This is a genomic window from Niabella beijingensis (assembly GCF_020034665.1).
Taxonomy (GTDB): domain Bacteria; phylum Bacteroidota; class Bacteroidia; order Chitinophagales; family Chitinophagaceae; genus Niabella; species Niabella beijingensis.
This window is the reverse complement of record NZ_JAIQDI010000002.1, coordinates 1,717,044-1,742,364: the sequence shown is the minus strand read 5'-3', so window position 1 is coordinate 1,742,364 and position 25,321 is coordinate 1,717,044. Positions and strand designations below refer to the sequence as shown.

The 25,321-nt window shown below is 49.0% G+C and carries 24 protein-coding genes; 8 read left to right on the top strand and 16 right to left on the bottom strand.

What is annotated here, in order from left to right; all coding sequences use genetic code 11:
* Window positions 1–28: 28 nt before the first annotated feature.
* The 6 genes from K7B07_RS23375 to K7B07_RS23350 form a co-directional block, all read right to left on the bottom strand.
* Window positions 29–475 (bottom strand): MarR family winged helix-turn-helix transcriptional regulator, encoded by a 447-nt coding sequence (locus tag K7B07_RS23375; RefSeq protein WP_223712963.1) that lies wholly within the window; start codon window positions 473–475, stop codon window positions 29–31.
* A 23-nt stretch (window positions 476–498) separates the two neighbouring features.
* Window positions 499–1,251, bottom strand: a complete 753-nt coding sequence (locus tag K7B07_RS23370; RefSeq protein WP_223712962.1) for an SDR family NAD(P)-dependent oxidoreductase — start codon at window positions 1,249–1,251, stop codon at window positions 499–501.
* 180 nt (window positions 1,252–1,431) lie between these two features.
* Entirely contained in the window at window positions 1,432–1,929 is a 498-nt protein-coding gene (locus K7B07_RS23365) for a nuclear transport factor 2 family protein (protein ID WP_223712961.1), read from the bottom strand.
* A gap of 83 nt (window positions 1,930–2,012) precedes the next feature.
* On the bottom strand, window positions 2,013–3,425 hold the full coding sequence (locus K7B07_RS23360) for a cation:proton antiporter domain-containing protein (protein WP_223712960.1): 1,413 nt from the start codon (window positions 3,423–3,425) through the stop codon (window positions 2,013–2,015).
* A 135-nt stretch (window positions 3,426–3,560) separates the two neighbouring features.
* Complete coding sequence (locus K7B07_RS23355; protein WP_223712959.1) at window positions 3,561–4,328, bottom strand: hypothetical protein; 768 nt, start codon at window positions 4,326–4,328, stop codon at window positions 3,561–3,563.
* Between the two features lie 41 nt (window positions 4,329–4,369).
* Window positions 4,370–4,804, bottom strand: coding sequence for a heavy-metal-associated domain-containing protein (locus K7B07_RS23350; protein ID WP_223712958.1), 435 nt, complete (start codon window positions 4,802–4,804; stop codon window positions 4,370–4,372).
* Between the two features lie 170 nt (window positions 4,805–4,974).
* On the opposite strand from K7B07_RS23350, the gene K7B07_RS23345 reads away from it, so the two are divergent.
* The 5 genes from K7B07_RS23345 to K7B07_RS23325 all read left to right on the top strand — a co-directional run bounded on the left by K7B07_RS23345 (window position 4,975) and on the right by K7B07_RS23325 (window position 12,077).
* Window positions 4,975–5,610, top strand: coding sequence for a (4Fe-4S)-binding protein (locus tag K7B07_RS23345; RefSeq protein ID WP_223712957.1), 636 nt, complete (start codon window positions 4,975–4,977; stop codon window positions 5,608–5,610).
* A gap of 119 nt (window positions 5,611–5,729) precedes the next feature.
* On the top strand, window positions 5,730–6,104 hold the full coding sequence (locus tag K7B07_RS23340; RefSeq protein ID WP_223712956.1) for a hypothetical protein: 375 nt from the start codon (window positions 5,730–5,732) through the stop codon (window positions 6,102–6,104).
* Window positions 6,105–6,371: 267 nt separating this feature from the next.
* Window positions 6,372–7,457 carry an efflux RND transporter periplasmic adaptor subunit gene (locus tag K7B07_RS23335; RefSeq protein ID WP_223712955.1) on the top strand — a complete coding sequence of 362 codons (1,086 nt, stop codon included), beginning with the start codon at window positions 6,372–6,374 and terminating at the stop codon, window positions 7,455–7,457.
* 26 nt (window positions 7,458–7,483) lie between these two features.
* Window positions 7,484–10,654, top strand: coding sequence for an efflux RND transporter permease subunit (locus K7B07_RS23330; RefSeq protein WP_223712954.1), 3,171 nt, complete (start codon window positions 7,484–7,486; stop codon window positions 10,652–10,654).
* Window positions 10,641–12,077 carry a TolC family protein gene (locus K7B07_RS23325; protein WP_223712953.1) on the top strand — a complete coding sequence of 479 codons (1,437 nt, stop codon included), beginning with the start codon at window positions 10,641–10,643 and terminating at the stop codon, window positions 12,075–12,077. Before K7B07_RS23330 ends, K7B07_RS23325 begins: the two co-directional genes overlap by 14 nt.
* A 155-nt stretch (window positions 12,078–12,232) precedes the next feature.
* Here the strand turns inward: K7B07_RS23325 and K7B07_RS23320 are convergent, their stop codons facing one another.
* From K7B07_RS23320 to K7B07_RS23310, 3 genes are all read right to left on the bottom strand, one after another.
* Complete coding sequence (locus K7B07_RS23320) at window positions 12,233–13,555, bottom strand: erythromycin esterase family protein (RefSeq protein WP_223712952.1); 1,323 nt, start codon at window positions 13,553–13,555, stop codon at window positions 12,233–12,235.
* A 95-nt stretch (window positions 13,556–13,650) separates the two neighbouring features.
* The gene (locus tag K7B07_RS23315) at window positions 13,651–13,857 is read right to left on the bottom strand and encodes a helix-turn-helix domain-containing protein (RefSeq protein ID WP_223712951.1); all 207 of its coding nucleotides are present in this window, start codon (window positions 13,855–13,857) and stop codon (window positions 13,651–13,653) included.
* Between the two features lie 2 nt (window positions 13,858–13,859).
* Window positions 13,860–15,047: a DUF2975 domain-containing protein gene (locus tag K7B07_RS23310; RefSeq protein ID WP_223712950.1), complete on the bottom strand. Its 1,188-nt coding sequence runs from the start codon at window positions 15,045–15,047 to the stop codon at window positions 13,860–13,862.
* A 213-nt stretch (window positions 15,048–15,260) separates the two neighbouring features.
* Here K7B07_RS23310 and K7B07_RS23305 point away from each other — a divergent pair, with 213 nt between their 5' ends.
* From K7B07_RS23305 to K7B07_RS23295, 3 genes are read left to right on the top strand one after another with little or no spacing between them, the layout of a single operon-like run.
* Window positions 15,261–15,605, top strand: coding sequence for an ArsR/SmtB family transcription factor (locus K7B07_RS23305; RefSeq protein WP_223712949.1), 345 nt, complete (start codon window positions 15,261–15,263; stop codon window positions 15,603–15,605).
* Entirely contained in the window at window positions 15,586–16,047 is a 462-nt protein-coding gene (locus K7B07_RS23300; protein WP_223712948.1) for an SRPBCC family protein, read from the top strand. The genes K7B07_RS23305 and K7B07_RS23300 overlap by 20 nt, the downstream gene beginning before the upstream one ends.
* A gap of 11 nt (window positions 16,048–16,058) precedes the next feature.
* Window positions 16,059–16,502: an SRPBCC family protein gene (locus K7B07_RS23295; RefSeq protein WP_223712947.1), complete on the top strand. Its 444-nt coding sequence runs from the start codon at window positions 16,059–16,061 to the stop codon at window positions 16,500–16,502.
* A 16-nt stretch (window positions 16,503–16,518) separates the two neighbouring features.
* On the opposite strand, the gene K7B07_RS23290 is transcribed toward K7B07_RS23295, so the two are convergent.
* From K7B07_RS23290 to K7B07_RS23260, 7 genes are all read right to left on the bottom strand, one after another.
* A complete protein-coding gene (locus K7B07_RS23290) occupies window positions 16,519–17,301 on the bottom strand; it encodes an aminoglycoside 6-adenylyltransferase (protein ID WP_223712946.1) in 783 nt (260 codons plus the stop codon).
* Between the two features lie 41 nt (window positions 17,302–17,342).
* Window positions 17,343–17,738, bottom strand: a complete 396-nt coding sequence (locus K7B07_RS23285) for a DUF7079 family protein (protein WP_223712945.1) — start codon at window positions 17,736–17,738, stop codon at window positions 17,343–17,345.
* 99 nt (window positions 17,739–17,837) lie between these two features.
* Window positions 17,838–18,878 (bottom strand): phytase, encoded by a 1,041-nt coding sequence (locus K7B07_RS23280; protein ID WP_223712944.1) that lies wholly within the window; start codon window positions 18,876–18,878, stop codon window positions 17,838–17,840.
* Between the two features lie 8 nt (window positions 18,879–18,886).
* A complete protein-coding gene (locus tag K7B07_RS23275; RefSeq protein ID WP_223712943.1) occupies window positions 18,887–21,715 on the bottom strand; it encodes a TonB-dependent receptor in 2,829 nt (942 codons plus the stop codon).
* A 127-nt stretch (window positions 21,716–21,842) separates the two neighbouring features.
* Window positions 21,843–22,604 carry an SDR family NAD(P)-dependent oxidoreductase gene (locus tag K7B07_RS23270; protein ID WP_223712942.1) on the bottom strand — a complete coding sequence of 254 codons (762 nt, stop codon included), beginning with the start codon at window positions 22,602–22,604 and terminating at the stop codon, window positions 21,843–21,845.
* A 16-nt stretch (window positions 22,605–22,620) separates the two neighbouring features.
* Entirely contained in the window at window positions 22,621–24,333 is a 1,713-nt protein-coding gene (locus tag K7B07_RS23265) for an IlvD/Edd family dehydratase (RefSeq protein WP_223712941.1), read from the bottom strand.
* 58 nt (window positions 24,334–24,391) lie between these two features.
* Entirely contained in the window at window positions 24,392–25,288 is an 897-nt protein-coding gene (locus K7B07_RS23260) for a LysR family transcriptional regulator (RefSeq protein WP_223712940.1), read from the bottom strand.
* Window positions 25,289–25,321 lie beyond the last annotated feature (33 nt).

The following is a 25,321-nucleotide window of genomic DNA, read 5'->3' as shown; positions in this document are numbered from 1 at the left end:
ATCAGGGAAAAAATGCGCTGTATGATAATTACGCTGTTCTTATCTTATCCAACAGCCTGTTCAGGGTTGCCACTTCCTTATCGGTAAGGGCCCGGTATACAGCATCTACTTTTTTCAGGTGGTGCGTCACTTCGAGGTAAAGAAGCGTCCCTTTTTCCGTCAGAGAGGCATCGATACGCCGTTTATCGGTCGCGCTCATTTCTTTCTGCATCAGCTGTTTCTGGATCAGCCGGTCAACCAGGCGCGATACACCTGCATTTTTCTCTATCATCTCCTCCAGGATCTCTGATGTTGATAATGGCTGCCCCGCATCATACAGGATCTTCAGCACATTGTATTGCTGTGAGGTAAGCCCGTAACCTGCAAAAAAAAGCTGCGACCGCTCATAGACCCAATTGAACGTATGTACCAGGTTAATGCCCAGTTTTCTGCGGGGGGGCAGCATTCCGTCGCCGGTTATTGTTTTTTTGACCATACCCAAAGATAATGCAGGCCCGCTTATTGGATGAGGTATCCTCCATCTACCGGCAGGTAAACCCCGGTGCAAAAACTGGCATCTTCAGAGGCCAGGAAAAGAAAAGCCGTTGCGATCTCTTCCGGTTTGCCCAGGCGCTTCATGGCATGTTTTGATTCCATATAGCTCCTGTATTCACTGCCACCTGCTGCGTTATCCATTAATAGAGGCGTTTCGATATACCCGGGTCCGATAGCATTAACACGGATATTACTGGTCGCATTTTCCAGTGCCGCTACTTTTGTAAGCCCCACGAGGCCGTGTTTTGAAGCCGCATAAGCAGCAATACCTGACTCAGCCACCTGGCTCATGATCGATCCCATATTCACAATCGAACCTCCGGCAGGCTGCCGGCGCATCTGGGCGATCTGGTATTTCATCCCGTGAAAAACGCCGCTGAGGTTGATGTTCAATACCCGGTTCCATTCTTCTGTTGTTTTTTCATGAATGGGAGCGGCGTCCACTATACCGGCATTGTTCAGGGCCACATCCAGACTTCCAAAAGTTTTCACCGTTTCGTTGATCGCCTGCTCAAGTACGCCGGGGTCAGCAACATCACAGGGAACAAAAAGCACGTCGGTTCCCTGGCTGTGGATTTCATCCAATACAGTTTCATTCTTTTTCAGATCCGCGATCACCACTTTTGCGCCTTCACGGGCGATGAGCATGGCGGCCGCTTTTCCGATGCCGGAATTACCACCGGTAATAAAAGCTACTTTATTTTCAAATCGTTTCATACCAAAATAGTTTAATAGTGACTGAATGCCTCAAATTTAGTGATTAATCATTGATGACTAGTCATTAAAATGTTAAATCATCCGTTCAGCCAGATTTTATTGATGAGGCACAACGAAAAAGAAATAAGTGCTTTTTAGAAAAAAGAGCGCCATGCCTTCCTTATAATAGCGGATACATGGTTAAAACATCGGATGAGGGTTGGCGGCTTTTTCGGGCACATCCTGGTGTACATCCCAGTGCTCCACGATCTTTCCATGTTCCAGGCGGAAAATATCGACGGTTGAGGTAATGCGCCCGTCCGGCTTTTTATTCTTCAAATGCAGGAATACCAGATCTCCCTCGGCAGCTGCATGTTGTACATCGATGGTTGTTTTTGGAGCACCTTTGAACCATTCAGCGGCAGCTTTTTTAAAGGCTGCTGCGCCATCCGCAACCGTAGGGTTGTGCTGTATGTATCCCGGGGCAATATACTGGTCTACTGCTGTCAGGTCTTTATCTCCGAACATTTTCTGATAAAAATCGAGGACCAGCTTTTTATTTGCTGCAGTTTTATCACCCGGAGTAGCGGAATCAGCGTGTGTGGCCGGTTGTACCAGAGGTTCCTGCCGGTTGCCGCAGGCGTAAAAAATACTTCCCAGGGCCAGGCAAAGGATAAGCGGGGTTCGATATGTTTTCATAGCATCCTGTTTTTAGCGTTTGTTATTATATAATTATGACATCTAAGATCCGGTTCCGTATATATGGCGCCTGAATTACTGCGCTATGCCCCGGCCTTTTCTGAAGAGTTGAACAGTTTTTGGATCCGGTTCAATGCGGGCCCGGTCATCAATGTGGTAGACAGGGCCATGATCACCAGGATCGTAAAGATCTCCTGTGAGATCACACCCAGGTCATACCCGATATTCAATACCACCAATTCGGTGAGCCCACGGGTATTCATCAGCGCACCCAGCTGAAGGCTTTCGCTCCAGGATTGTCCCGTGAACCGGGCAGCGACGGCGCTGGCACCGAATTTAGCGATGACGGCAATAATAAAAATAACGATACAAATCGTCCAGAGCGCCGTGGTATTCAGCAGTCCGATCTGGGTCTTCAGACCCGTGGAAACAAAGAACAGCGGCAGCAGCAGGAGCAGGGCCACGCTTTCAATTTTTTCGATCAGCTGTGCGCGGAAGTCCATATCCGCCGGCATGATCATCCCGGCAACAAATGCCCCGAACAGGGCATGAATGCCAATCGCATCCGTAAGATAGGCGGAGGCGATCAGAATGATCATACATACCGCAATAAAGGGCACCGTGAGCCGGCTGTTTTGTTTTTTATAATAATTCCCCAGCAGGGGCCGCAATATTTTTATCATCACCAGGATATAGGCGACGGATAACAGGATCGTATACAGGGCGCTCCAGGCGGATCCGGCTTTTACAACAGCGATCACCAACGCCAGGATGCACCAGGCTGTTACATCATCCGCAGCAGCGCAGGTGATCGCCAGTACACCAAGATTGGTCTTTGACAGATTGCGTTCCTGTATGATGCGTGCCAGCACAGGAAACGCCGTAATGCTCAGCGAGATGCCGATGAACAGCGCATAAGAGATAAACTGTACGCCTGCCGGCGCGAGCTGCCGGTAGGTGAAATAGGCGGTAGCCACGCCCAGTGTAAAGGGGACGATGATACTGGTATGACTGATCATTACAGCAGCATTGGTCTTTCCTTTTAGCAGGGAGAGGTCCAGCTCCAGTCCCACGATAAACATAAAAAGCACCAGACCGATCTGACTGAGCAGGTTGAGGTTACCAAGGGATTGGGGCGGAAAGACGAAGGAAGATACTTCGGGGAAATAATATCCAAGGAAGGATGCCCCCAGTAAAATACCGGCCGCCATTTCCCCGATGACCCGCGGCTGCTTTAGTTTTTTAAATAAAAAGCCCATGATTGCCCCGGCGAGAAGGATCACAAAGATCTGCAACAGCAGAATGGCCAGCGGCTCCCGGATATTGTGCCGGAGCACGGCAGTAAAGGGAATACCCAATGCCGGTTTGCTCTCGATAATGGATTTGATATTTTTTTCCGATTGCAGGTGACTGCCCATGGTAAGGATCCACCAGATGACCGCAATAGCAGCTGCGACCGTTAACACATAGAAAAGAAGGTTCCTGTATCGTTGCATGCACGAAAAAGTTTCATCCGCAAGATATTCTGTTTCTTTTTAACGGGCTGATTAATTTTTTGAGGGATCATTAAAAAATAAACCGTGAAATATTCACGGCTTATTGCGGCTCCGATAAAAGGTAGTGGTCCGGTTTTACCCGTGATGATGATGGCCCTGATGGGCAAGGGGCGCCGCTGCATGATTTCCTTCTTTTACATCAAGGGTAAAATCTGCCGTGTGCAGCACCCCGTCCACATTAAACTGAACCCACATCCGGTATATACCCGGTTTGTCAAACTGTGTGTGTCCGATAACGGGGATTTTAACACCAGGTTCAGGATGGATGTGCAGGAAATCCCTATCCGTTTTATGAATCAGTATTACATGTGCCACAGCTCCCAGATAGGGTGTGATGTCTGCTGCTGACAGCCTACTTCCTTCCCGCAGGATGCTGATGGGAAGCAGGGTGGCAGCTCCGGTCTGTAACGGCGCATCCGGCTCAATGCGGGCGGTAAGTGCGCCCGTAACCGCTGTCAGCTGTTCCCCGGCGGCTTCTGGCGGTGTGCCAACTGCCCCGCCCACCTCAAGAACGATCTTATCAACGATGGGTGAAAATCCTTCCGGCTGATAATCGGCATATAAGAGATAGCTGCCCCCATAGGGAAAGGTGACCGCTATCCGGTAACTGCCGTCGGGCTGCAACTCCGGATGGAGGTGCCGGAACCAGGAAAGGGATGCGTCCAGTACGATAAGATGAAATGCTGCTTCATGCCGGAGTGCCAGCGGTACCGCTGTACCCGGGGCTGAATCGCTGACCGGTTTAAAAGAAAGTTGTACTTCCCTGCCGCTTGTTACCGGCTCCGGTACCGCCAGGAGCTGCATTTTTATAGTATTGCTTGCAGGATGATGTGTAGGGTTCATATGATCATGATTTTTAGACGGGCTTAACTCGAGTGTTATTATTATTGAACAGGCTCTATTCTAAACCCGGTACTTTTAACTGTATCGATAATATTTTCTGCGGTAGCCCCCGCAGTTTTAACGGTAAGGATCTTGTCCCTGCTCGCCGTGTCCACATGCCATTCGGCAATACCGTTGTTGCCGTCGAGTGCCGGTTTTACGGAAGCGACACACCCCCCGCAATTGATATTGGTTTTAAAGCTCAGCACGGCACCGTCATCTTCTGCTCCGGTTGCAATACCGGCTATAGCATATCCCGCTTTTTCAATGGCCTGGGTAACGGCCGTCTGTTGTTGCACATCATGAAGGATAACACCTGCCTCGCCGGCTTTTATTTCTTTTACAGCAACGCCTTCAATGCCGCTGAGCGCCTGCTGAACGCGGGCCTGGCAGTGGGCACTTTGCATATCAGGAATAGAGATCCGAATTGTTTTCATAACTATAATTTTAAAAAGTTTAGAGTACAAATTTCGCCCCGATCCGCTGCTGCGCTGTTACATCATTATGGGTAATTGTTGCAACTTTTACCGTTAGGGATAAAACCGCTTAATCTGGATTAACTCCGAAAAGAAAGAAATGATGTAGTTTGCCGTTAATTTAAAAGCATATGAAATATAAATTTGAAAAACCGGTAAACGCCGGCATCGGTATGGAGAAATACAGGTGCACCATCACCTGGCGCAACGGTGGCTTTATTGCCGATGAACCTGTAAGTCAGGGTGGACAGGACAGCGGCCCGGATCCCTATACCTTGCTGCTTTCCTCGCTGGCTTCCTGTACGCTGATCACATTGCGTATGTATATTGAGCGCAAAGGGTGGGATATACCGGAGATCCGGGTCAATACCAATATGTACAGCGAAATAAAAGACGGAAATACGATCACGGTCATCGACCGGGATATTTATTTCCCTCAACCGGTACCGGATGATCAAAAACTGCGTTTGCAGGAGATTGCCAAAGCCTGCCCGATATCAAAGATCCTGGAAAACCAGGTCAGTGTCCGCACATTTATACAGCGGGATCCGGAAAATACCAGGAAGATCGTCTATCAAAATGAAACGATTGCCGTAGTGTGGCAGCCGGAGCTTTGTCAGCATGCCACCCGTTGCTGGAAAGAACTGCCACAGGTTTTCCGGCCAAAGGAAAAAAAATGGGTGGATATAAACGGCGCTCCGGCAGCGCAGATCACAGAGCAGGTATACCGGTGCCCCAGCGGCGCCCTGACCATTGAAAAAAAATAAGGGTGTCCTGTTCTTGATACCTGTTATAATTTAACTGTGATGCACACAACTGTTATAAAATAATTAAATTGAAAACAAATTTTTCTGAAAACCCCGGGAACCAGTAATTTTACGGTTTTATGAAGCGGGGCAGTGTATTAATATTTGTTTACAGTCTGCTTTTTGCCGGGGGATTTTTATTATTTAATTCAACGCAAAAGGCGGTTCCTGCTTCTTCTGCTCGTATATCCCTCCAAAAAGATGCCGGTTGTTATACCGCTACACCGGATCTTCCTGTCCTTCCCCCTGATCTGTTCTGGGATCGGACGGACGATAAAGAGGAAGATGCTGCGCCGGGCCTGTATGAGCATTCTTTTGCCGATCTTCCCCAATGGGTCTTCAGCTGGATCACCAACCACTACAGGAATTTTTCTGAGGGGAAACCCTGCCAGCCACCTTATCTCACTTACTTAACACAGGAGAAATACATTTTTTTCCGTTCCATACGTGTATGACAGGTCCTGTCCTGTGTCAGACACCCTGCATGGAGGTATAAAGAAGTGCTCTTTTAAGAGAAAGCTTCTGCATTTTACAAAATACATAAATCAAAATTACCAACCCCGGCAATACCTTACGGGCCGGAAACAGGTTATTGCCGGCTACTGCCTTTTAAAAGGCTGTTGTTCCGGTGATGATAGATCCGGCGGACAATGCCGCTTCCGGCAGCTTTCAGTCTACCTGCTGAAAACAGCCGGCATTATTTAAAAATTCCCATTTCAACAATGAACAGAATAGCATTGCTGATCAGCTTGTGCATGATCACATACGGGACAACAAGCTGTAAGTCGAACAAAGAAGAAAAAACGGAGCCGGAATCCTTTTCCGTTACCAGTCCGTTAAAAATGGATACCACTTATGTAAAAGAATATGTATCCCAGTTACAATCGTTGCGCAATGTGGAGGTACGCGCACAGGAAAAGGGATACCTGGAAAAGAGTTATGTGGACGAGGGGCAGTATGTTAAGGCAGGTCAGCTGTTGTTTCGCATCATGCCCAGGATTTACCAGGCGGAATACCAGAAGGCAAAGGCTGAAGCACATTCCGCCGAGCTGGAGATGCAGAACACCCATCTGCTGGCCGATAAAGAGATCGTTTCTCAGAATGAGCTTGCATTGTCCAAAGCAAAGTATGATGTGGCCAAGGCCGAAATGGCCCTTGCCGGAACGCATTTATCATTTACGGATATCCGCGCGCCCTTTAGCGGGGTCATCGACCGGATCCGGTTCAAACAGGGAAGCCTTATCGACGAAGGCACGCTGCTGACCACTTTATCCGATAACAGCGGGATCTATGCCTATTTCAATGTGTCGGAAAGTGAATACCTCAACTTTAAAACGGATACCACCGGTACCACCAAAACCCCGCTGGCGCTTACACTGGCCAACGCGGAACGCTACAAATACCCCGGAATGATCGAAACCATTGAAGGCGAGTTTGACAACACCACAGGCAATATTGCCTTCCGCGCAAAATTCCCGAATCCTGAAGGGCTTTTAAAACATGGTGAAACCGGTAAGGTGCTGATGCAGATCCCGCTGAAAAATGCATTGGTGATCCCGCAAAAGGCCACTTATGAACTACAGGATAAGATCTATGTATATGTCGTGGATAAAAACAACAAGGTACGGTCCAGAAATATCACGGTGAAGTATGAGCTGCCCAATTTATATGTGGTCGACAGCGGTCTTTCCGAAAACGACCACATCCTGCTGGAAGGATTACAGACCATTAAAGAAGATCAGAAAATAAAGCCGGCCTACACGGCACCTGATCAGGTGGTCAGCAAACTACAACTCCTGAACCAATAAAATGATGGTATTCCAAAACAGTTTTTATGTTTAGTAAATTTATTAACAGGCCCGTACTTTCTATTGTTATTTCGTTGATCATACTTTTTCTGGGTATCCTGGCATTGACCCAATTGCCGGTAACCCAGTTCCCATCTGTATCACCGCCCAAGGTGAACGTAACGGCCGAATATCCCGGAGCCAATAGTGAGCTGATGATCAAAGCGGTTGTTATCCCCCTGGAACAGGCCATCAACGGGATTCCGGGTATGAAGTATATGGCCTCCGATGCCGGTAACGACGGGGAAGCCAGCATCCAGGTGGTTTTTGAACTGGGCACCGATCCCAACCTGGCATCTGTAAACGTTCAGAACCGGGTGGCCGCAGTGGTAAACAAACTCCCGCCGCTGGTAGTACGTGAAGGAGTAAAGATCACACGTGAGGAATCCAACATGCTGATGTATGTGAACCTGTACAGCGATGATCCCAAGCTGGACGGTAATTTTATATACAATTTTGCCGACCTGAACCTGCTTGCAGAACTGAAACGGGTAAATGGCGTGGGATTCGCAGACATCCTGGGCGACAAGGAATACTCCATGCGGGTGTGGCTGAAGCCCGACCGGATGCTGGCGTATAAGATCACCGCCAATGAAGTGATGGAAGCACTGGGCGATCAGAGTCTGGAAGCCTCTCCGGGCCGGCTGGGGGAGAGCTCGGGCAAAAAATCACAGGCATTTGAATATGTGCTCAAATATACCGGTCGCTACAATAAGAAAGAGGATTATGAGAACATAGTGCTGAAAACCGGTCCCGACGGGCAATTGCTCCATCTGAAAGACATTGCCGATATTGAGCTGGGAAGCGCATTTTATAATATCTATTCAAAGCTGAACGGGCGCACTTCGGCGGCCATTGTGATCAAACAATCCTATGGAAGTAACGCCAGTGAGGTGATCAAAAATGTAAAGGCCAAACTGAAAGAGATCCAGGAATCCTCCTTCCCCAAAGGCATGCATTATGAGCTCAGCTATGATGTATCCAAGTTCCTGGACGCCTCCATGGAAAAAGTGGTGCACACCCTGGTGGAAGCTTTTATCCTTGTAGGATTTGTGGTATTCCTGTTCCTGGGCGACTGGCGGTCGACACTTATTCCCATCCTGGCTGTTCCTATTTCATTGATCGGCACGTTCTTTTTTATGCAGTTCCTGGGTATCACGTTAAACCTGATCACGCTTTTCGCGCTGGTGCTTGCGATCGGTATCGTAGTGGATGACGCCATTGTGGTGGTGGAGGCTGTTCATGCGAAGATGGAAAGCGAGGGGCTCAAGCCCAAAGCTGCTACCATGGCGGCGATGAAGGAAATAGGAGGCGCCATCATTGCCATCACGCTGATTATGGCTGCGGTATTTATCCCTATCGCCTTTATGTCGGGCCCTGTGGGGGTGTTCTACCGGCAATTTTCTGTTACCATGGCAACTGCTATTATCCTCTCCGGTATTGTGGCGCTTACCTTCACACCAGCCATGTGTGCCATGATCTTAAAGAACACACATGGGAAAAAGAAAAATACCGTTGTGAACCGTGCGATCGACGGTTTTAATAACTGGTTCAATAATTTGCAGGGCTGGTATAAAAAACTGGTATCGCTTATTGTGAACCGGCGTGCGGTCACGTTCCTGATACTGGTGGTCTTTATTGCCGGCACCTGGGGTTTCAGTACTTCAGTGCCTTCCGGTTTTATACCCGGTGAAGATCAGGGAATGTTTTATGCCATCATTGTAACCCCACCCGGTTCCACCCTGGAGCGTACAGATGCCGTGGCGGCAGAATTACAGAAAATTGCTTCAGGGATGGAAGACATCCAGTCGGTATCTACCACTGCCGGTTATGAGGTGTTATCGGAAGGAACGGGGTCCAACTCCGGCACCTGCCTGATCAACCTGAAAGACTGGAGCGAGCGCAAACATTCCATGCAGGAGATCATGGAAGAGCTGGAAGAAAAAGCCAGAGGTATTAAAGGGGCTACGCTGGAATTCTTTCCGCCGCCCGCAGTACCGGGCTATGGCGCGGCCGGAGGCTTTGAACTGCGGCTGCTGGATAAGGCCGGTACCGGCGACTACAAGCTGATGGAAACGGTGAGCCGGGATTTTGTAAAAGAACTGAACAAACAACCCGAGCTGCGCTCGGTGTTCACCTTTTACAGCGCCAGCTTTCCGCAATACCAGCTGGCGGTGGATAACGACAAGGCCAAACAGAAAGGGGTGTCCATCGAAAACGCCATGGACAACCTTTCCACGTTGGTGGGCAGTAACTATGAAACCGGGTTCATCAAATTCGACCGGCCTTATAAAGTAATGGTACAGGCATTACCGCAGTACCGTCAGTTGCCGGAAGATGTGTTTAACTATTATGTAAAGAACGACCATGATGAAATGGTTCCGTATTCGGCCTTTATGACCATGAAGAAGACCTATGGCCTGTCGGAGATCACCCGGCACAATATGTACAATGCTTCTGAGATCAGCGGCGGGTCGGCACCGGGTGTGAGCAGCGGAACGGCAATTGACGTCATTAACAGGGTGGCCAAAGAAAAGCTGCCGCGGGGCTTTGGTATCGATTGGGCGGGGATCTCCAAAGACCAGACGCGCAGGGGCAACCAGGCCATTTATATCTTCCTGATCTCCCTGGTATTCGTATACCTGGTACTGTCGGCGCAGTACGAGAGTTTTGTACTGCCGTTGCCCATTCTGTTATCGCTGCCCATCGGGATCTTCGGCGCTTTTTGTTTTCTGAAGATCTTCGGGCTGGAAAACAATATCTATGCGCAGATCGCCATGGTAATGCTGATCGGTATCCTGGGTAAGAACGCCGTACTGATCGTGGAGTATGCAGTGCAGCGGCATCGTGATGGACATACACCCGCGCAGGCCGCCATTGAAGGTGCGGCAGCGCGGCTGCGTCCGATATTGATGACCTCCTTTGCCTTTATCGCCGGCGTTATTCCGCTGATGATAGCAACAGGTCCGGGAGCGATCGCCAATCATACCATCGGATCCGCCGCAGCAGGAGGTATGTTGTTTGGTACCATCTTCGGGGTGCTTATTATTCCGGGACTGTACTACATTTTTGCCCGTATATCGGAGCGCCATATCCTTGTGGAAGATGAAGAAGAGAATCCGTTAACAGAAGAAATTGATCATCATGAACAACATTAAGAAATATCTTATCGGTACAGCCGCCCTTGTTCTTACAGGCATTGAAAGCTGTAAAGTGCCTGCAGTGGTGAACCACGGAATAACAACTGAGCCACCGGCGTCTTTTGAAGCGCCAGCGGCCGATACGCTGAACAGCGCTGCCGTAAAATGGCAGGATTTCTTTGCGGATCCGTATCTTTTAAAACTGGTGGATACTGCACTGCACAATAACCGGGAGCTGCTGGGCACCCTTCAGGAAATAGAAATTGCACGCAATGATATCCGTGTAAAGAAAGGAGAGCTGCTGCCCAGTGTTATTGCAAAAGCAGGAAGCGGGATAGAAAAAGTAGGCCGTTATACCAGCCAGGGTGCAGGAGATGCCTCCACCGATATAGAACCGGGAAAAGAGGTGCCGGATATTTTGCCCGACCATGAACTGGGGCTTTATGCCACCTGGGAGGCCGACATCTGGAAAAAACTCCGCAATGGCAAACAGGCGGCAACAGACCGCTACCTGGCCACCGTGGAAGGGAAAAATTTTGTAATAACCAACCTCATTGCAGAAATTGCAGATACCTACTATGAGCTGCTGGGACTGGATAACCAGCTGGTCATTGTAAAGGAAAGCATACAGCTACAAAAGAATGGACTGGAAATAGTAAAAGTCCAGAAAGAAGCCGCAAGGGCAACGGAGCTGGCGGTCAAAAAATTTGAAGCCGAAGTGCTGAATTCGCAAAGCCGGGAATACGAAATCTTACAGCAGATAAAGGAAGGAGAGAATAAGATCAACTTTCTGCTGGGGCGCAATCCACAGCCGGTAGAGCGGTCTTCCGGTGGTTTTCTTACCGCATTGCCACAACAGGTAAGTACCGGCATCCCTTCACAATTACTGGCCAACCGGCCCGATATCCGGCAGGCAGAGCTGGCGCTGGCAGCTGCACGCCTGGATGTGAAAGTAGCCCGGGCAGCTTTTTATCCGTCATTGGATATTTCTGCTGCTGTAGGATTGCAGGCATTCAAACCTTCTTATCTCGCCAGGCTGCCGGAATCCGTTTTGTTTTCCCTCGCAGGTGAACTGGCCGGGCCGCTGATCAATAAAAATGCCATCAAGGCGGAGTTTAACAGCGCCGATGCCCGCCAGCAGCAGGCCCTGTATGAATACGAGAAGACCATTTTAAATGCCGTACGGGAAGTATCCAATGAGCTTTCTAACATCAGCAACCTGGAACAGAAATACCAGCTGAAGAAAAAGGAGGTTGATGCGCTGGCAAGATCCATCACCGTATCCAATGAATTATACAAGGCTGCGCGCGCCGACTACCTGGAAGTGCTGATGACACAGCGGGATGCACTGGAATCCAGGTTGGACCTGGTAGAGACCCGCGAACAGCAATTCAGTGCAGTGACCCATATTTACCGCGCCCTGGGTGGCGGATGGAAATAAGGAGGGATAACAATTCGCAGCGGCAACCGGTATTTATCGCGGCTAAATGAAGCCGGGCTGGCGCTTCCGCCAACAGCGGATCCCGGCCTGGCTTTATTTCATCAGCCAAAGCACCCGTTCCGGTACAGCAGGTACCCGGCTGGTTCAACAGCCTACTAGGGGCCAGGGATCTGTGTTGCAGGCGCCATTGTGTGATTGAAAATCACCGCATCAAAAACTGCAGGCCAGCTTTTTTCAAACCCTCCCGTATAACCAAAGGGCCGCATTTCCCGGCTGTCGTTTAACCAGCTTCCGCCCCTGGTCCTGCTCAGTGTTTTCAGATCCAGAAAGAAATGCGCTACCCCGATTTGTGAGAAGATCGTTTCAAAGGAGCTTGCCCCGGTCTTTTCAATCGGGACAGGCGATCTCATAAAAACAGTTCCCCAGTACCCCCTGGCGGCAACAAAGCCAATGCCATAGAACTTCCCGGGAATCCGCTCTTTTAAAAAATCACCTACGCGGGGAAGTACCGTACCATTTAACCGGAGCGTCGATCCCACGGACAAATGCGCACTGGCGGTCCACACAATGATCTTTTTGCCCGGGTACATTTTCTGATGAAGCCAGATGATATTTTCTGCCATCAGGGAGTCCCGCAGGATATTTCCTTCTTCCGGTGTGATGGTAGTGTCTATACGATTGGTCAGCAGCAATTGTGGCAGATAGGCCTGTACGGATCTGAGATGCCGGCTAAACAGGGCCGCTTCCTGACCGGGTATCCGTTCCAGCTGTGCTGCTTTTTTTGCTAAAAGGCGTTTGAAGGTACTTTGTTGCTGCTTTAAATTCACGGCCAGTGCACTGATCTCATCCGTTTTTTTTCCCTCGCCCCAAACAGCAATACCTGTATTAACCGCATTGTAACAATTAAAGAAACTGTCCCGTTCAGCCTGGTTTTCAAAATCAATATTATTTTTCACTAAATATGCGGAGAATGCTTTGGGAAAGTATACCTGATCGATCATACTCCTGAGCTGGACGTCGATCCCCGTCATCTTTAATGGCCTGTTGGTCTTAAACGTTTCGGTAGTATAAAGGAGGAGCGGTTGCACTTCACGGGCCCATGTCCAGAGCGGCCAGGTGCATTGCTGCAGGTGTGCTACGCCCTGTCCGGGGTCATCAAAGGCCAGTTCCCATGCTTTTTCCGCCTGGAACAATCCTCCTTCCCAGGCCAGCACATCAAAGCCCATTTCCTCATGTAAAAACCGGACCAGTGCTGCTTTGGTTTTAAAAGCAGTTCCGTCTCCATGGGTTTCTTCTCCCAGCAGTACGATTGGTGCATCACCTATGTATTTTTTCAGCTTATTAAAATCATTGCCTGTGTTTGAAAGGGAATCGTCTAAAGCAATAGGTATTATATGTTCCTTCAGCCAGGAAACCGGATGTTGAGCAGCACATCCGCCGCCAATAAAAAACAGAATGCTTAAGAATAAAACTTTCATAATAGTTAAGTTGAAAATGAATGGATAAAAGGATGCCTCATGATGTGTTTACATCAATATAAGAGCAGGTTGTTTTATATATTATTCGGGATTAGTTATTCCGGTTCAATGTCAATGATGTCTCCGGGCCTGCAGTCCAGTGCCTTACAGATCGCCTCAAGCGTATCAAAACGCACCCCCCTGGCTTTACCCGTTTTGAGTTTGGATAAATTTACTATGGTCAGATCCACTTTCTCTGCCAGCTCTGTCAGGCTCATTTTTCGCCTGGCCAGCATCACATCCAGATTTATTACAATAGGCATTACTATACAAAATCTTCGTTTTCCTGCTGAATGGACCGGCCCGCTTTAAAAACCAGGGCTAAGGCCAGGACCAAAAAACCAATATATGTTGTGGAAGAGTACCAGGAAGAGCCGGGAACCATTTCCAGTCCGGAATCATTCATTCTAAGCGCTTCGATGCAGCGGAGCAATAGTTTCTGAGTGATCCACCGGATCACCGGCAGGGCGATCAGTAATACTGCCACCCATTGCAGGTATCTTATGTTTCTTGCAATAAATATGTCATTCTTTGCAAGTGCGTTAATAAACCGTTTGATCAGATAGATAATAACAACGATCATGATAAAGTAAATGTAATAAGAAAGCTGGAAGACCAATGCAGGTGCACTGAAAAGCTCCTGTTTCGATCTGAACCGCAGGATAACGCTGGCCTTATCGGTATAAGGTGTTACAATCACAGAATCCTTGAACCACCGGTCCAGTCCATCGCCACCGGGCCGGTACAGCTTCGCCGGGTTTGTAAGACGGATATCGCTCATTTCGTAACTTCTGATGCTGTTGCTGAGTGCCGGAGAATTGCTGCTAAAGACCTTAAAGGCCAGAAAGATGCACGCACCGATGAATGCACAGGTCGCCAGTCCGTTCAATAGCCGGATGATATAAGTGTCCGCTATCGTCTGCCGGGTATCCCTGTTCTTTTGAGCACTTTTGAGCAGTGTGTATTTAAAGTAGTCGACGGTTAAAAAGAGACATAAAACAAGGGCCCACACTACAGGGTTTATAATAAATTTAAGGAAAGAAAAGCCGAGGAAAAGCGGCAGCATGAAATAAGCGCCGAATGGCGGACAATCCTCCGTTACTGAGCTGGACCGGAATCCATCTATGATCTCTTCCGCAACAGAGGAAATATATACCGCAAAAAGGCAGATACCATATATGGCCAGCAGCTTCCATCTGAAAGACGGCGGCCATGTTTTTAACCGGCCGGACTTCGCTAAAAGGCGCTGGAGCAGGTAGGATGCCATAACGATAGCAGCAAGGAACAGGATACTGATCGAGAAAGTTCCCCATTTAACATCCGGGCAATTTCCCAACCGGGACCGGGGGCCGGTAATTGCGCTTATTAAGAAAACCGCCTTAATAAAAGCTATTGCAGTCAGCAACCAGGGACCAATAGTGATAAGAGAAGCCCGCTTTGATTGGATCATCATCGTTTTGTTTTTATAAAGCAAACATAAAACTATATTTAAACTAAAACAAATATTTTTTATCGTTTTAGTTTAAATATTTTAACTTCCTGTTTATGCAGCGAAATATACTTGACCTTTTTGGAAACCATCGAGAGGGCACAGCATGTCGCACGAAAAATAAATTTGCGCAAGCAAATACTTGCCTTTAAATTTGCAAGTAAATACTTGCATAAAATGGAAGCACGGCGTGATGTATTTCAGGCGATAGCCGATCCTACCCGAAGGGCCATTATCGGTTTGGTGGCAGAACAGCCGCTGAATGTAAACACCATCGCAGAAAAGTTCCGGGTGACACGACAGGCGGTATCCCTGCATGTGAAGATACTGGCGGAATGCGGTCTGATCGAAATAAAACAACAGGGCAGGGAACGCTATTGCGAAGCAAAGCTCGAACCACTGAGCGAGATCAATACCTGGGTGGAACAATACAAACGGTTCTGGGAAAATAAACTGGACGCACTGGAAAATTATTTATCCACTATACAAAAAACAAAAAAAAATGCAAAACGAAGGAAATAACACCGCAGACGGGGAACTGCGGCTGACCCGTGTGCTGAATGCTCCTTTGGAGCTGGTTTGGGAAGTGTGGACGGATCCGGAGCACCTGAAGCAGTGGTGGGGGCCGGAAGGATTTACCAATACGATCAGTAAAATGGACCTGCAACCCGGCGGTGCGTGGAACCTGGTTATGCATGGTCCGGACGGAACAGATTATAAGAACAAAAGCATCTTTAAAGAAGTGGTCCCTTTTAAAAAGATCGTATATGACCATGTTTCCGGTCCGCGGTTTCTGGCGACCATCACTTTTGAAAGCCGTGGTGATCAGACGGTCATCGACTGGCACATGCTCTTTGAAAGTTCTGAAGTATTTATCCAGACGGTGAAAACCTTCAAAGCGGATGAAGGACTGAAACAGAACCTGGACAAACTGAATCTATATGTATCACGTTTAACCGTATAAAAATTGATCTTATGTTACACGAACCAATCGTTGTTGAACGAACTTACAATGCGCCCATACAGCAGGTATGGAACGCGCTGACACAGGCGGCTGCATTGCGCCAGTGGTTTTTTGATGTGCCGGCTTTTGAACCCCGGGTGGGCTTTGCCTTTGAATTCACCGGGAAAGGAAAGGAGGGAGAACCCTATTTGCACCATTGCGTGGTCACAGAAGCCGATGCGCCTCATAAACTGGCTTACAGCTGGCGGTACGAGGGCGCTGAAGGGATCTCTCTGGTTACCTATGAGCTGAAAGCCGAGGGCAATAGAACACATATACGACTCATACATACCGGTACGGAAACCTTTCCCGCTGGAAAAGCCTTTGCCCGGGAAAACTTTGTGGAAGGCTGGACAGCACTTATCGGAACCCAGTTGAAAACCTATGCCGAAACCGGCGTGGAAAATAAAGCGTAGACGGCCGGCTTCGCCATTATGTTTTGTTGCTGATGACCTCAAAATATTGCAGGACGCGTGTCTCGGTTTCGTGGTGAAACTGCACCCCCGTATTAAAAACGGCAGCCCGCAGTTCGCGATACAACGCTACGCAATGATGTAAGGCGGTTAACAGGGATTGCCGGTCATACAGGGGTAAGGTTTGTTTCAAACGGTTGAAATCGTCCGCAGGCAATGCCGTTTCTACTTTTCTTACTCCTCTTGGTAACTGGCCGTTCCTGATCTGCAATAAAGGGCCGAGTACCGCCAATCGCAGAAATCCCAAAAAGTCAAAGGCTTCAAAATATTCGCCGCGGCCTATTTTAAGCAGTGCATAATGTATCCAGATCCAGAAGCGGTCTTCGATCCACTGGTGATCGGGATAGGGATACCCGGCGCTGGTCTGTTCAAGAATGACCTGCAACCGGTTCCCTTTATCCAACAGGATCACGGGAGTTTCCACACGGGTTTTAAATTCTTCCAGTGTTAAAAATTTAAGATCCACATGCAGCAACGGGTTGTCATAAAGACAGATCAGCAGGCGGGGTTCACCCACATGCTCTCCTGTAAAGCCCGACAACAGATCTCCCAGTCGGCGGGCATAGCTCATCATTTTATCCTTATCCCCGGATAACTTATCCGCGGTTATAAGAATGAGATCCAGATCGGAAAATTCATCCATCTGGGACTCTAGCCAGGACCCGCCGATGGCCAGTCCGATCACCTGTTCGTCGGGTTCAAGGATCTTTTTGACATTATTTGCAAAGGCAACCTGTATCATATTCTTTTGGATTTAATACCGCAAGGCGGGCAATCTTGCTTTTAAGTAGACCGGCCGGGGGCGTTCTTTATTTTACCGTATGCTTCTTCCAGTTGCTCCCAATAGTCGTCACACATCCACTTAAATGCTTTAAAAGCACTTTCGATCGCCATTTTGCGTACACGGTTTCTTTTTTCCAGCGACTCCAGGATCTGTACTTCCAACCGGTCCGGATCGATACCTGCCCATTCTCCCGCAGGGTTCAGCAAATTGGTTTGAAGAACGGGAAACACTTCATATTTGTTAATGATGCCGATCTCAGCAAAACTGTAAGGACTCTTTAACAGGACCACAGCAAGCCGGTGAAAATCCGCTGCATCGGGTTCCGTATCCAGATAAAATTCAGAAAGTGCGATCCAGACCGGCCTCCGCTCTTCTATATTCAATCGGCTTTTCATAAAAACAGTAGAAAGACAAAAATAACTGTTTTTATAAAAACGAATTGCAGCATATATCAGCGGATCATCCGGCTGGTAAGATTTCAGCCGTATTGCAACTTATTGCAGTCCCCCTTTTCGGGCGATGTCGCTCCAGTCATAGTAGTGAAATACCTTCCCGTTACTCATGGCTACAAACAGGCCTTTGGGGAAACGCTCACCCAGGTTAATGCTGGTCACATCTGAGCCGTCGCTTTCGATCGTGGATAACGGGATCTCTGCTATTTTATGATGCTCATGCACCCGGCCGTTTGTTCCTTCCCGTTTATATACCACAAAGGTATTAGCCTGCTGATTGGATATCAGCAGGTAGCCGGTGCTGTCGGTGCTTTTATAAATAGAGATGCCTTCAATGTCTTCTTTAAAATCGCTTTGTCCGAAAAGCGCCAGCTCCGTATTGTCTTTTTTATCCGGATCAGCATAATATTTATGTACCCCGTATTGTTCATCACTATAATAAACATAACCTGGCTCGTTGTCTACAGCAATGGACTCGATCTCTTTTTTGCCGCTGTATTTACCAAATTTACGTACCAGCATGGCATTGAGCTGGCCGGCACTGTCTGTTAAACGATATTGGTAAAGATAGCCATCTGCAGGTCCGGTCTTCCGTCCAACGATCGCAAAGATGGCATGATCGGAAGGGCGGGTGTAAAGTGCGATCCCCATGGGAGACCGCTCGGGTGTATCTGTAAAAACATCCAGTCCGCCATTGTCGACCGGTTTCAGCTCCGGCAGGGAGAACACACGGATCTTATTGGTCTCCCGTTCTGTTGCCACGGCAATATCAATTAGCTGACCATTATAAGAAAAACCGTAGGCAATGTCCACATTGTTAGGGCGTTTCATACCGGTGAATTTGTTTACGATCTTTCCATTAAGATCAAAGACAAACAATCCGCCGCCGGTTTCCTTGTCCGTGCCGATCACCAGGCTTTTGGAAGCATCGGCAGGGTTGATCCAGATGGCGGGGTCGTCGGTGTCGAAATCGGTAGAATCTGTAACCACAGCGGGTTTCAGCGCATCTGGTGCGGTGGTTGCCGCCGGATTTTTACAGGAGCAAAGGATCAGCAATAACAGAAGACGATAGGATTGATGCATAGTGTTAATTATCTGAATGAGTCAAATTTGATCCCCAAGTTAAACCGCGGACGGTAATATTCCACCTGCATGGTGCGGACAGCGATTCCCTGGTAATACCGCAGGGGCTGGTTGGTAAGGTTATTCGCTTCGGCAAACAGGCGGAAATTGCGGGTAAATTTATAAGAGGCATTGGCATCCAGGAATAACTGCCGGTCGTAATACCGGTCTTCAAAATCGTTGCCGCCCAGCTCGTCAATATAACTGGCCGCATAGTTGAGCGACACCCGTGCCGAGAAACGTTTGTTCTCCCAGGAAAGGGAGCTGTTGAACATATGCGGCGCAGTGCCCGGCAAATTTACATCTGTGCGTTCTTCGCCATCCTCATTGGTAATGCCCCTGGCTGTTGAGCCCGTAAACGTATAGTTAAGATAAATGCCCAGTCCCTTCCAGAAGCTGCCGGGTATAAAATCGAACTGGCGTTGCAGGGCCACTTCAAAGCCATAGATGTTGACGTTTTCGCCGTTACGTTGTTGCGTAAATTTCCAGTTGTTCTCTCCGGCAGGAACAGGATTGGCCTGTCCCGGGAAATCTGCGGCAAAATTCTCAGTGGTATAATTCTGTCTGGTAAACGTATAGATGAAATTCTTCAGGCTTTTGTAAAACAAGCCGCCCGACAGGATGCCCACCGATCTGAAATACCTTTCGGCCATAAGATCAAAGTTGTGTGCATAGGTCGCCTTCAGATCGGGATTACCGGCATAGAGCTCTTCGTCTTCAGAGAGCACATTGAGATAAGGCACCAGGTTGTAATAGTTAGGACGGGCCAGGGATGTGGTATATGCAGCTCTGAGAACAAGGTATTGTTGCGGTTCATAGCGGAATGAGATACTCGGCAGGATATTGGTATAAGCGTTGGTATTGCTGATGGAGCCCAGCAGCTCTTCTTCATCTTTTACATAATTTCCGGTGTAGTTGATGTGCGTGTTTTCTACACGAACACCAATTACAGCAGAGAGTTTGTCGCTGAAATGCTGATCCCAGCGCAGGTAGCCCGCCACAATATTTTCTTTGGCCGTGTAATTCTCAGCCAGGTATTCATCGGGTTTATCTTCTTTTTCAAACAGCGCTCCGTTGTTCAGGTCCAGTCCGCCCAGATAGGAAGGATTGACAAAAGTGCCGGGAACATATTGTGAACCGGGTTGAAAATTTTTGCCACCGTAATAGACCACAGGCAGTTCCGGCAGGCTTCCCAGGTCATTTACCGGTTCGTATTCAAAATAATTATTTTCGCGCAGCTTGTCCTTCCTCCGTAGTCTTACACCAAAACGGAGCCGGCCTTTCTGTCCGTCAATTACCGAGAACGGGGTGCGGAAATTGATCTTCGCACCCAGCTCGTTCTCCCTGGTCCAGCTATCACCTTCAGACAGGTTGCTTAACGAATAGCTCGACAGGTCTTCATTCTGAGGAGTGATCAGCGGGTGGCGTGTATTGGCAAAATCGGTCCTGAACGTGACATCCTCCTGTTCAAATTCAATATACCGTTCGTCAACCTTTTGTTCACTGGCCCTTGCATAGTTTACGGACCAGTCCATATCCCATTTGGGACTTAACAGGTGTTCACCCCTCAAGGCGTAGTTGGTCACTTTTTGCAGCTCAAGCCGTTTGTTCTTTACCTGGTCGGTTCCTGTACCGCCTTTGTCCTCGCGGATGATATTACCCTTCCACCCGGTGATCTGGTCGTTGTCATCGTATTCCGGTTCGTTCTCATATACCAGGGCAAAACGGTTCTCCCGGTCGGTACGCCAGTTGTGCATTACGCTTGCAATGATCTTATGGGCCGGATTGAACGTATAGTCCAGGTTCAGATCCAGGCTGTGCCGGATGCGGTGCTCGTTATAATAACGGATACCCAGTTCATCCACATATACCGTCTTGCCGGGATCATCCGCCTTTTTCCAGGAAGCTTCAATATTATCGGAGCCGAACTGGTTGTTGTTATAGGAAAAACTGGCCACCGCTCCCAGTTTATTATGGAAGAAACGGTTGCCGTACACCAGTCCCGCTGTATAATTCCCGGTGTTCCGGATCGGGTTCAATCCGCCGGCGAGTGTGGCAGAAAGCCGCTGCCCGTTGGGAGAAGCGCGGGTGATCAGGTTCACTGAGCCTCCGATGGCATCGGCATCCATATCCGGTGTCAGTGTCTTGTTCACTTCCACAGTTGCTACCATATCTGAGGGGATCAGGTCCATCTGCACATTCCGGTTATCGCCTTCCGCGGAAGGAATGCGGTCACCGTTCAATGTCACTGAGTTCAGATTGGGCGCCAGACCGCGGATGATCAGGTTCCGGGCTTCCCCCTGGTCATTCTGAATGGTGATCCCGGGCACCCGTTTCAGCGCGTCACCCAGGTTGGCATCCGGAAAACGGCCCACCTGGTCGGAGGAGATGATATTACTGATATTCGCTTTGTTCTTTTGCTGGTTAAAGGCCCGGGCCTGACCACTCAGCCGGTCTCCGATAATGACCACCTCCTTCATAGTACCGGCAGTATCGTTCAGTGTGATCTTTACGTCCAGATTTCCTTTGCTGCCCGCGGGATAGGTCTTGTTAAAAGTATGGTATCCCAGGTAAGAGACTTCGATCTGGAACTTATCCAACGCTGCAACATTCAGAAACTCAAATTTGCCGTAGGCGTCCGTAACAGTGTGCTGCCCGCCCGGCAGGAGTTTTACCGAGGCACCGGGAAGGGAAAAATTATTGGCGTCGACAATGGTACCGGTTACCACTACCTTTTGCTGCGCCCGGGCAATAAAGGCAACCATCAGGAGAATCGTAAACAGCAGGAACTTTTGCATAGTATAACGTCAGGGTATGTGTATGAAAATGACGCTGCAAAAGTTTATATTATATGTTTCCGGATTATTATCAAACCATTATCAAATCATCAAATGAGCAGCGGTAATGACCGCCGGCATAACCGGTTTATTCCGGCTGGATGCCCACACAGCTCCAGCCGCCGTCAATCACGATATTCTGGCCATTGATATGCCGGGCTTTCTCATGTACAAGAAACAATGCCGCCTGTGCAATATCCTCCACGGTAGCCGGTCTGCCGCCGGGTGTTATTTTCTGCCATTTGGAAGCATAATCGGTATCGGCCATAGTGCGCTCTGTAAGCGTGGCACCGGGGGCGATCGAGTTGATGTTGATGCCATAGGAGGAAAGTTCGATCACCAGGTTCCGCGCCAGCATTTCAAGTGCAGCCTTGGTCATGCCATAAGCTACCAGCCCCTTATGCGCCAGGTGCCCGGTTACAGAAGACATAAACAGGATCGAGCCGCCAGAACCGGATTCCTTCATTTTACGGGCAGCAGCCTGGGCAAGAAAAAAAGAACCACCCAGATTGACCTGAAGTACTTTATAGAAGGCACCGGGATCGTAATCCAGGAAATCGCCAAACAGGGTGATCCCGGCATTGGCGATCACGATATCCAGACTTCCATACTGTTGTAGTGCTGTATCCACCAGGTTGCGGATTACTTCAGGATCGCTGCAATCGCCCGCTACAGCCTGTACCTGACCGGCGTATTGCGTATTGATGGTTGCTGCGGCCTTTTGGGCGAGCGTTTCATCCTGGTCGTTCAGTATCACCTTAGCCCCACTGGCCGCCAGCTGACGGCACAGCTCAAAGCCGATACCCTGACCAGCTCCCGTAACAATAGCTGTTTTATTTGTAAACTCCATAATTCTGTTTCACGGTTTAATGAGAATCTTTGCTTACCCCGGCGCCGCTGCTGCCGGTCAGAAAATCAAGATCAGCACCCAAATGCGCCTGCTGCACCTGTTGCGTATACAATTGCACATAACCCCTGGAAACATGGGGCGGCAATGGCTGCCATGCGGTTTTCCGTTGCTGCAATTCTTCTTCTGTCAGGTGTACTTCGAGGGTTCGTTGTTCAACATCCAGGGTGATCAGGTCCCCGGTTTGGAGCACGCTGAAATTCCCGCCTGCTGCGGCCTCCGGCGATACATGCAGTACTACGGTTCCGAAGCCCGTACCACTCATGCGGCCATCGGAGATCCGTACCATGTCGGTAATGCCCTGTTCCAGTATTTTTTTAGGGAGGGTCATATTGCCCACTTCCGGCATCCCGGGATAGCCTTTTGGTCCCACGTTCTTTAATACCAGTATGGTATTGGCATCCACTTCAAGTTTGTCATCATTGATGCGGTTCTTATAATCATCGATCGATTCAAAGACCAGCGCCGGACCCGTATGCTGCATCAGGTGCGGACTTGCGGCGGAAGGCTTGATCACGGCTCCGTCCGGGCAGATATTGCCTTTTAAAACCGCCAGGCCGGTAACCGTATTCACCGGATCAGTTGCTGTGGCAATAACATTGCGGTCGTAACATTCAGCCGTCTTATAATTTTCACCGATGGTTTTTCCATTAACCGTAAGCGTACCTCCGTGCAGCAAACCATCCAGCTCTTTTAATACCACCGGCAGTCCGCCTGCATAATAAAAGTCTTCCATAAAGAATGCGCCGGAAGGCTGCAGGTTCACAAGTAGCGGAATATTCCGGGAAAGCCGGTCAAAGTCCTGAAGCGTCAGCGGCACGCCAATACGTCCCGCGATGGCGAGCAGGTGGATCACAAAATTGGTAGAACCGCCGATCGCTGCATTGGCCATGATGGCATTCTCAAATGCTTCCCGGGTAAGGATATCGGACAGGCATAGTTGCTGACGTACCATTTCCACGATACGGCTCCCCGAATGTTGCGCCAGTACCTTACGATGCGCATCCACTGCGGGAATAGCGGCATTGCCCGGCAGGGAAAGCCCCAGACTTTCCACCATGCAGGCCATAGTGGAAGCCGTACCCATTACGGCACAATGTCCCTGGCTGCGACAGAGTGCATCTTCCATTGAATGAAGCTGTGCTTCATTTACAGTGCCGGTCTGCAAACCGGCCGCCAGCCGCCACACATCACTGGTGCCGATGCTGTTCCCTTTGTATTTACCGGTGAGCATGGGGCCGCCGGAAACGATGATGGTCGGCAGGTTGACGCTACAGGCGCCCATCAGCAGGGAAGGGGTCGTTTTATCACACCCGCAAAGCAACACCACACCATCCAAAGGATTGGCACGGATGCTTTCTTCCACATCCATGCTGGCCAGGTTGCGGAACAGCATGGTGGTCGGTTTCATCAATGTTTCACCCAGGCTCATAACCGGGAACTCCACGGGGAAACCACCAGCCTCCAGCACGCCGCGTTTTACGTGCTCCGCCAGGTCCCTGAAATGCACATTACAGGGGGTTAACTCACTCCAGGTATTACAAATACCGATCACCGGTTTTTTAAATTCATGACCGGGAATGCCGTTGTTCTTCATCCACGCGCGGTAAATAAATCCATCTTTCCCGGTACGGCCAAACCAGTTACTGCTTCTGAGTTGTTCTTCTTTCATAGTTGGGGCATCGTTGTGCTGCAATCTACTATTTATTTTTTGGAAACGGCTGTACGGGTCATTTCATTACTTTCCGGAACAGGCTTTTGATCAATTCGATCTCCTTTGCATAAGTAGTATTTTTCCTGCAGGCAAAGTAAAGCGTATTCTTCAATAGTTTGTGCCCCTTCCAAACCAGTTTTACCGGCCCGCTTTCAATTTCCTTATGACATAAAAAATCCGGTATCACTGCCAGGCCGCTGCCGCTGCTCAGGCACCGGACAATTGAATTCAGGTTGGGTACGATATAATTGGGACGAAAATCGGGAGTCGATCCGAAATTCAGCTGCCAGAAGCGGAAGAGGTGTTCCATATCTCCCGTGGTGCCATACCATTTCTGTTGTTTCAGCCAGTCTTCTGCGGCCGCATATTTTTTTTGTTTGACCAGTTTTTGAAAAGGCAGATCTTCCAGCTCTTCCCCCGCCACCAGTACGATTGTTTCAGAAGAAAAAGGCTGGTGCTCGATCTTGGTCGAGGTACCTTTGTGAGGAGTAATGATCAGGTCCAGGATCCCCTTGTCCAGGCTATCCAGCATTTCATGATAATCACCAAAACGGATGATCACATTAAAGGGAAGGGTGGAAATATACTGCTCCAGCGTGATCTGGAAGGTTTCAAAGCACATACCGATGCTGATGGTAGGCGTATGCCGCTCTGTACTCCGCTGGAAATTCTGCTCTGCTTCTTCCAGGGTGATCAAGCTTTCCGCTATAGCGTTATACAGGATCTTTCCGCGCTCGGTAGGCACCATTTTTCGACCTGCCCGTTCAAATAATTTATAACCCACATAACTTTCCAATGAGCCCAGGTGCAGACTGACGCCCGGCTGGGAAATGAACAGGGATTCTGCTGCACCGGTAAGGGTTCCATGCTGGTAGATGGCTTTAAAAGTGCGGTACCATTCAAGATTGACCATATCAAACTATCATTTTTATGATACAAATGTATA

What these genes read in the sequence shown, in the direction of transcription:
- K7B07_RS23260 (WP_223712940.1), bottom strand. Translation starts at nt 25,288, where the DNA reads ATGGTCAATCTTGAATGGTACCGCACTTTTAAAGCCATCTACCAGCAT.
- K7B07_RS23310 (WP_223712950.1), bottom strand. Translation starts at nt 15,047, where the DNA reads ATGATGATCCAATCAAAGCGGGCTTCTCTTATCACTATTGGTCCCTGG.
- K7B07_RS23290 (WP_223712946.1), bottom strand. Translation starts at nt 17,301, where the DNA reads ATGATACAGGTTGCCTTTGCAAATAATGTCAAAAAGATCCTTGAACCC.
- K7B07_RS23330 (WP_223712954.1), top strand. Translation starts at nt 7,484, where the DNA reads ATGTTTAGTAAATTTATTAACAGGCCCGTACTTTCTATTGTTATTTCG.
- K7B07_RS23285 (WP_223712945.1), bottom strand. Translation starts at nt 17,738, where the DNA reads ATGAAAAGCCGATTGAATATAGAAGAGCGGAGGCCGGTCTGGATCGCA.
- K7B07_RS23335 (WP_223712955.1), top strand. Translation starts at nt 6,372, where the DNA reads ATGAACAGAATAGCATTGCTGATCAGCTTGTGCATGATCACATACGGG.
- K7B07_RS23320 (WP_223712952.1), bottom strand. Translation starts at nt 13,555, where the DNA reads ATGAAAGTTTTATTCTTAAGCATTCTGTTTTTTATTGGCGGCGGATGT.
- K7B07_RS23360 (WP_223712960.1), bottom strand. Translation starts at nt 3,425, where the DNA reads ATGCAACGATACAGGAACCTTCTTTTCTATGTGTTAACGGTCGCAGCT.
- K7B07_RS23275 (WP_223712943.1), bottom strand. Translation starts at nt 21,715, where the DNA reads ATGCAAAAGTTCCTGCTGTTTACGATTCTCCTGATGGTTGCCTTTATT.
- K7B07_RS23350 (WP_223712958.1), bottom strand. Translation starts at nt 4,804, where the DNA reads ATGAAAACAATTCGGATCTCTATTCCTGATATGCAAAGTGCCCACTGC.
- K7B07_RS23295 (WP_223712947.1), top strand. Translation starts at nt 16,059, where the DNA reads ATGTTACACGAACCAATCGTTGTTGAACGAACTTACAATGCGCCCATA.
- K7B07_RS23325 (WP_223712953.1), top strand. Translation starts at nt 10,641, where the DNA reads ATGAACAACATTAAGAAATATCTTATCGGTACAGCCGCCCTTGTTCTT.
- K7B07_RS23355 (WP_223712959.1), bottom strand. Translation starts at nt 4,328, where the DNA reads ATGAACCCTACACATCATCCTGCAAGCAATACTATAAAAATGCAGCTC.
- K7B07_RS23315 (WP_223712951.1), bottom strand. Translation starts at nt 13,857, where the DNA reads ATGCCTATTGTAATAAATCTGGATGTGATGCTGGCCAGGCGAAAAATG.
- K7B07_RS23280 (WP_223712944.1), bottom strand. Translation starts at nt 18,878, where the DNA reads ATGCATCAATCCTATCGTCTTCTGTTATTGCTGATCCTTTGCTCCTGT.
- K7B07_RS23270 (WP_223712942.1), bottom strand. Translation starts at nt 22,604, where the DNA reads ATGGAGTTTACAAATAAAACAGCTATTGTTACGGGAGCTGGTCAGGGT.
- K7B07_RS23265 (WP_223712941.1), bottom strand. Translation starts at nt 24,333, where the DNA reads ATGAAAGAAGAACAACTCAGAAGCAGTAACTGGTTTGGCCGTACCGGG.
- K7B07_RS23375 (WP_223712963.1), bottom strand. Translation starts at nt 475, where the DNA reads ATGGTCAAAAAAACAATAACCGGCGACGGAATGCTGCCCCCCCGCAGA.
- K7B07_RS23300 (WP_223712948.1), top strand. Translation starts at nt 15,586, where the DNA reads ATGCAAAACGAAGGAAATAACACCGCAGACGGGGAACTGCGGCTGACC.
- K7B07_RS23345 (WP_223712957.1), top strand. Translation starts at nt 4,975, where the DNA reads ATGAAATATAAATTTGAAAAACCGGTAAACGCCGGCATCGGTATGGAG.
- K7B07_RS23340 (WP_223712956.1), top strand. Translation starts at nt 5,730, where the DNA reads ATGAAGCGGGGCAGTGTATTAATATTTGTTTACAGTCTGCTTTTTGCC.
- K7B07_RS23365 (WP_223712961.1), bottom strand. Translation starts at nt 1,929, where the DNA reads ATGAAAACATATCGAACCCCGCTTATCCTTTGCCTGGCCCTGGGAAGT.
- K7B07_RS23370 (WP_223712962.1), bottom strand. Translation starts at nt 1,251, where the DNA reads ATGAAACGATTTGAAAATAAAGTAGCTTTTATTACCGGTGGTAATTCC.
- K7B07_RS23305 (WP_223712949.1), top strand. Translation starts at nt 15,261, where the DNA reads ATGGAAGCACGGCGTGATGTATTTCAGGCGATAGCCGATCCTACCCGA.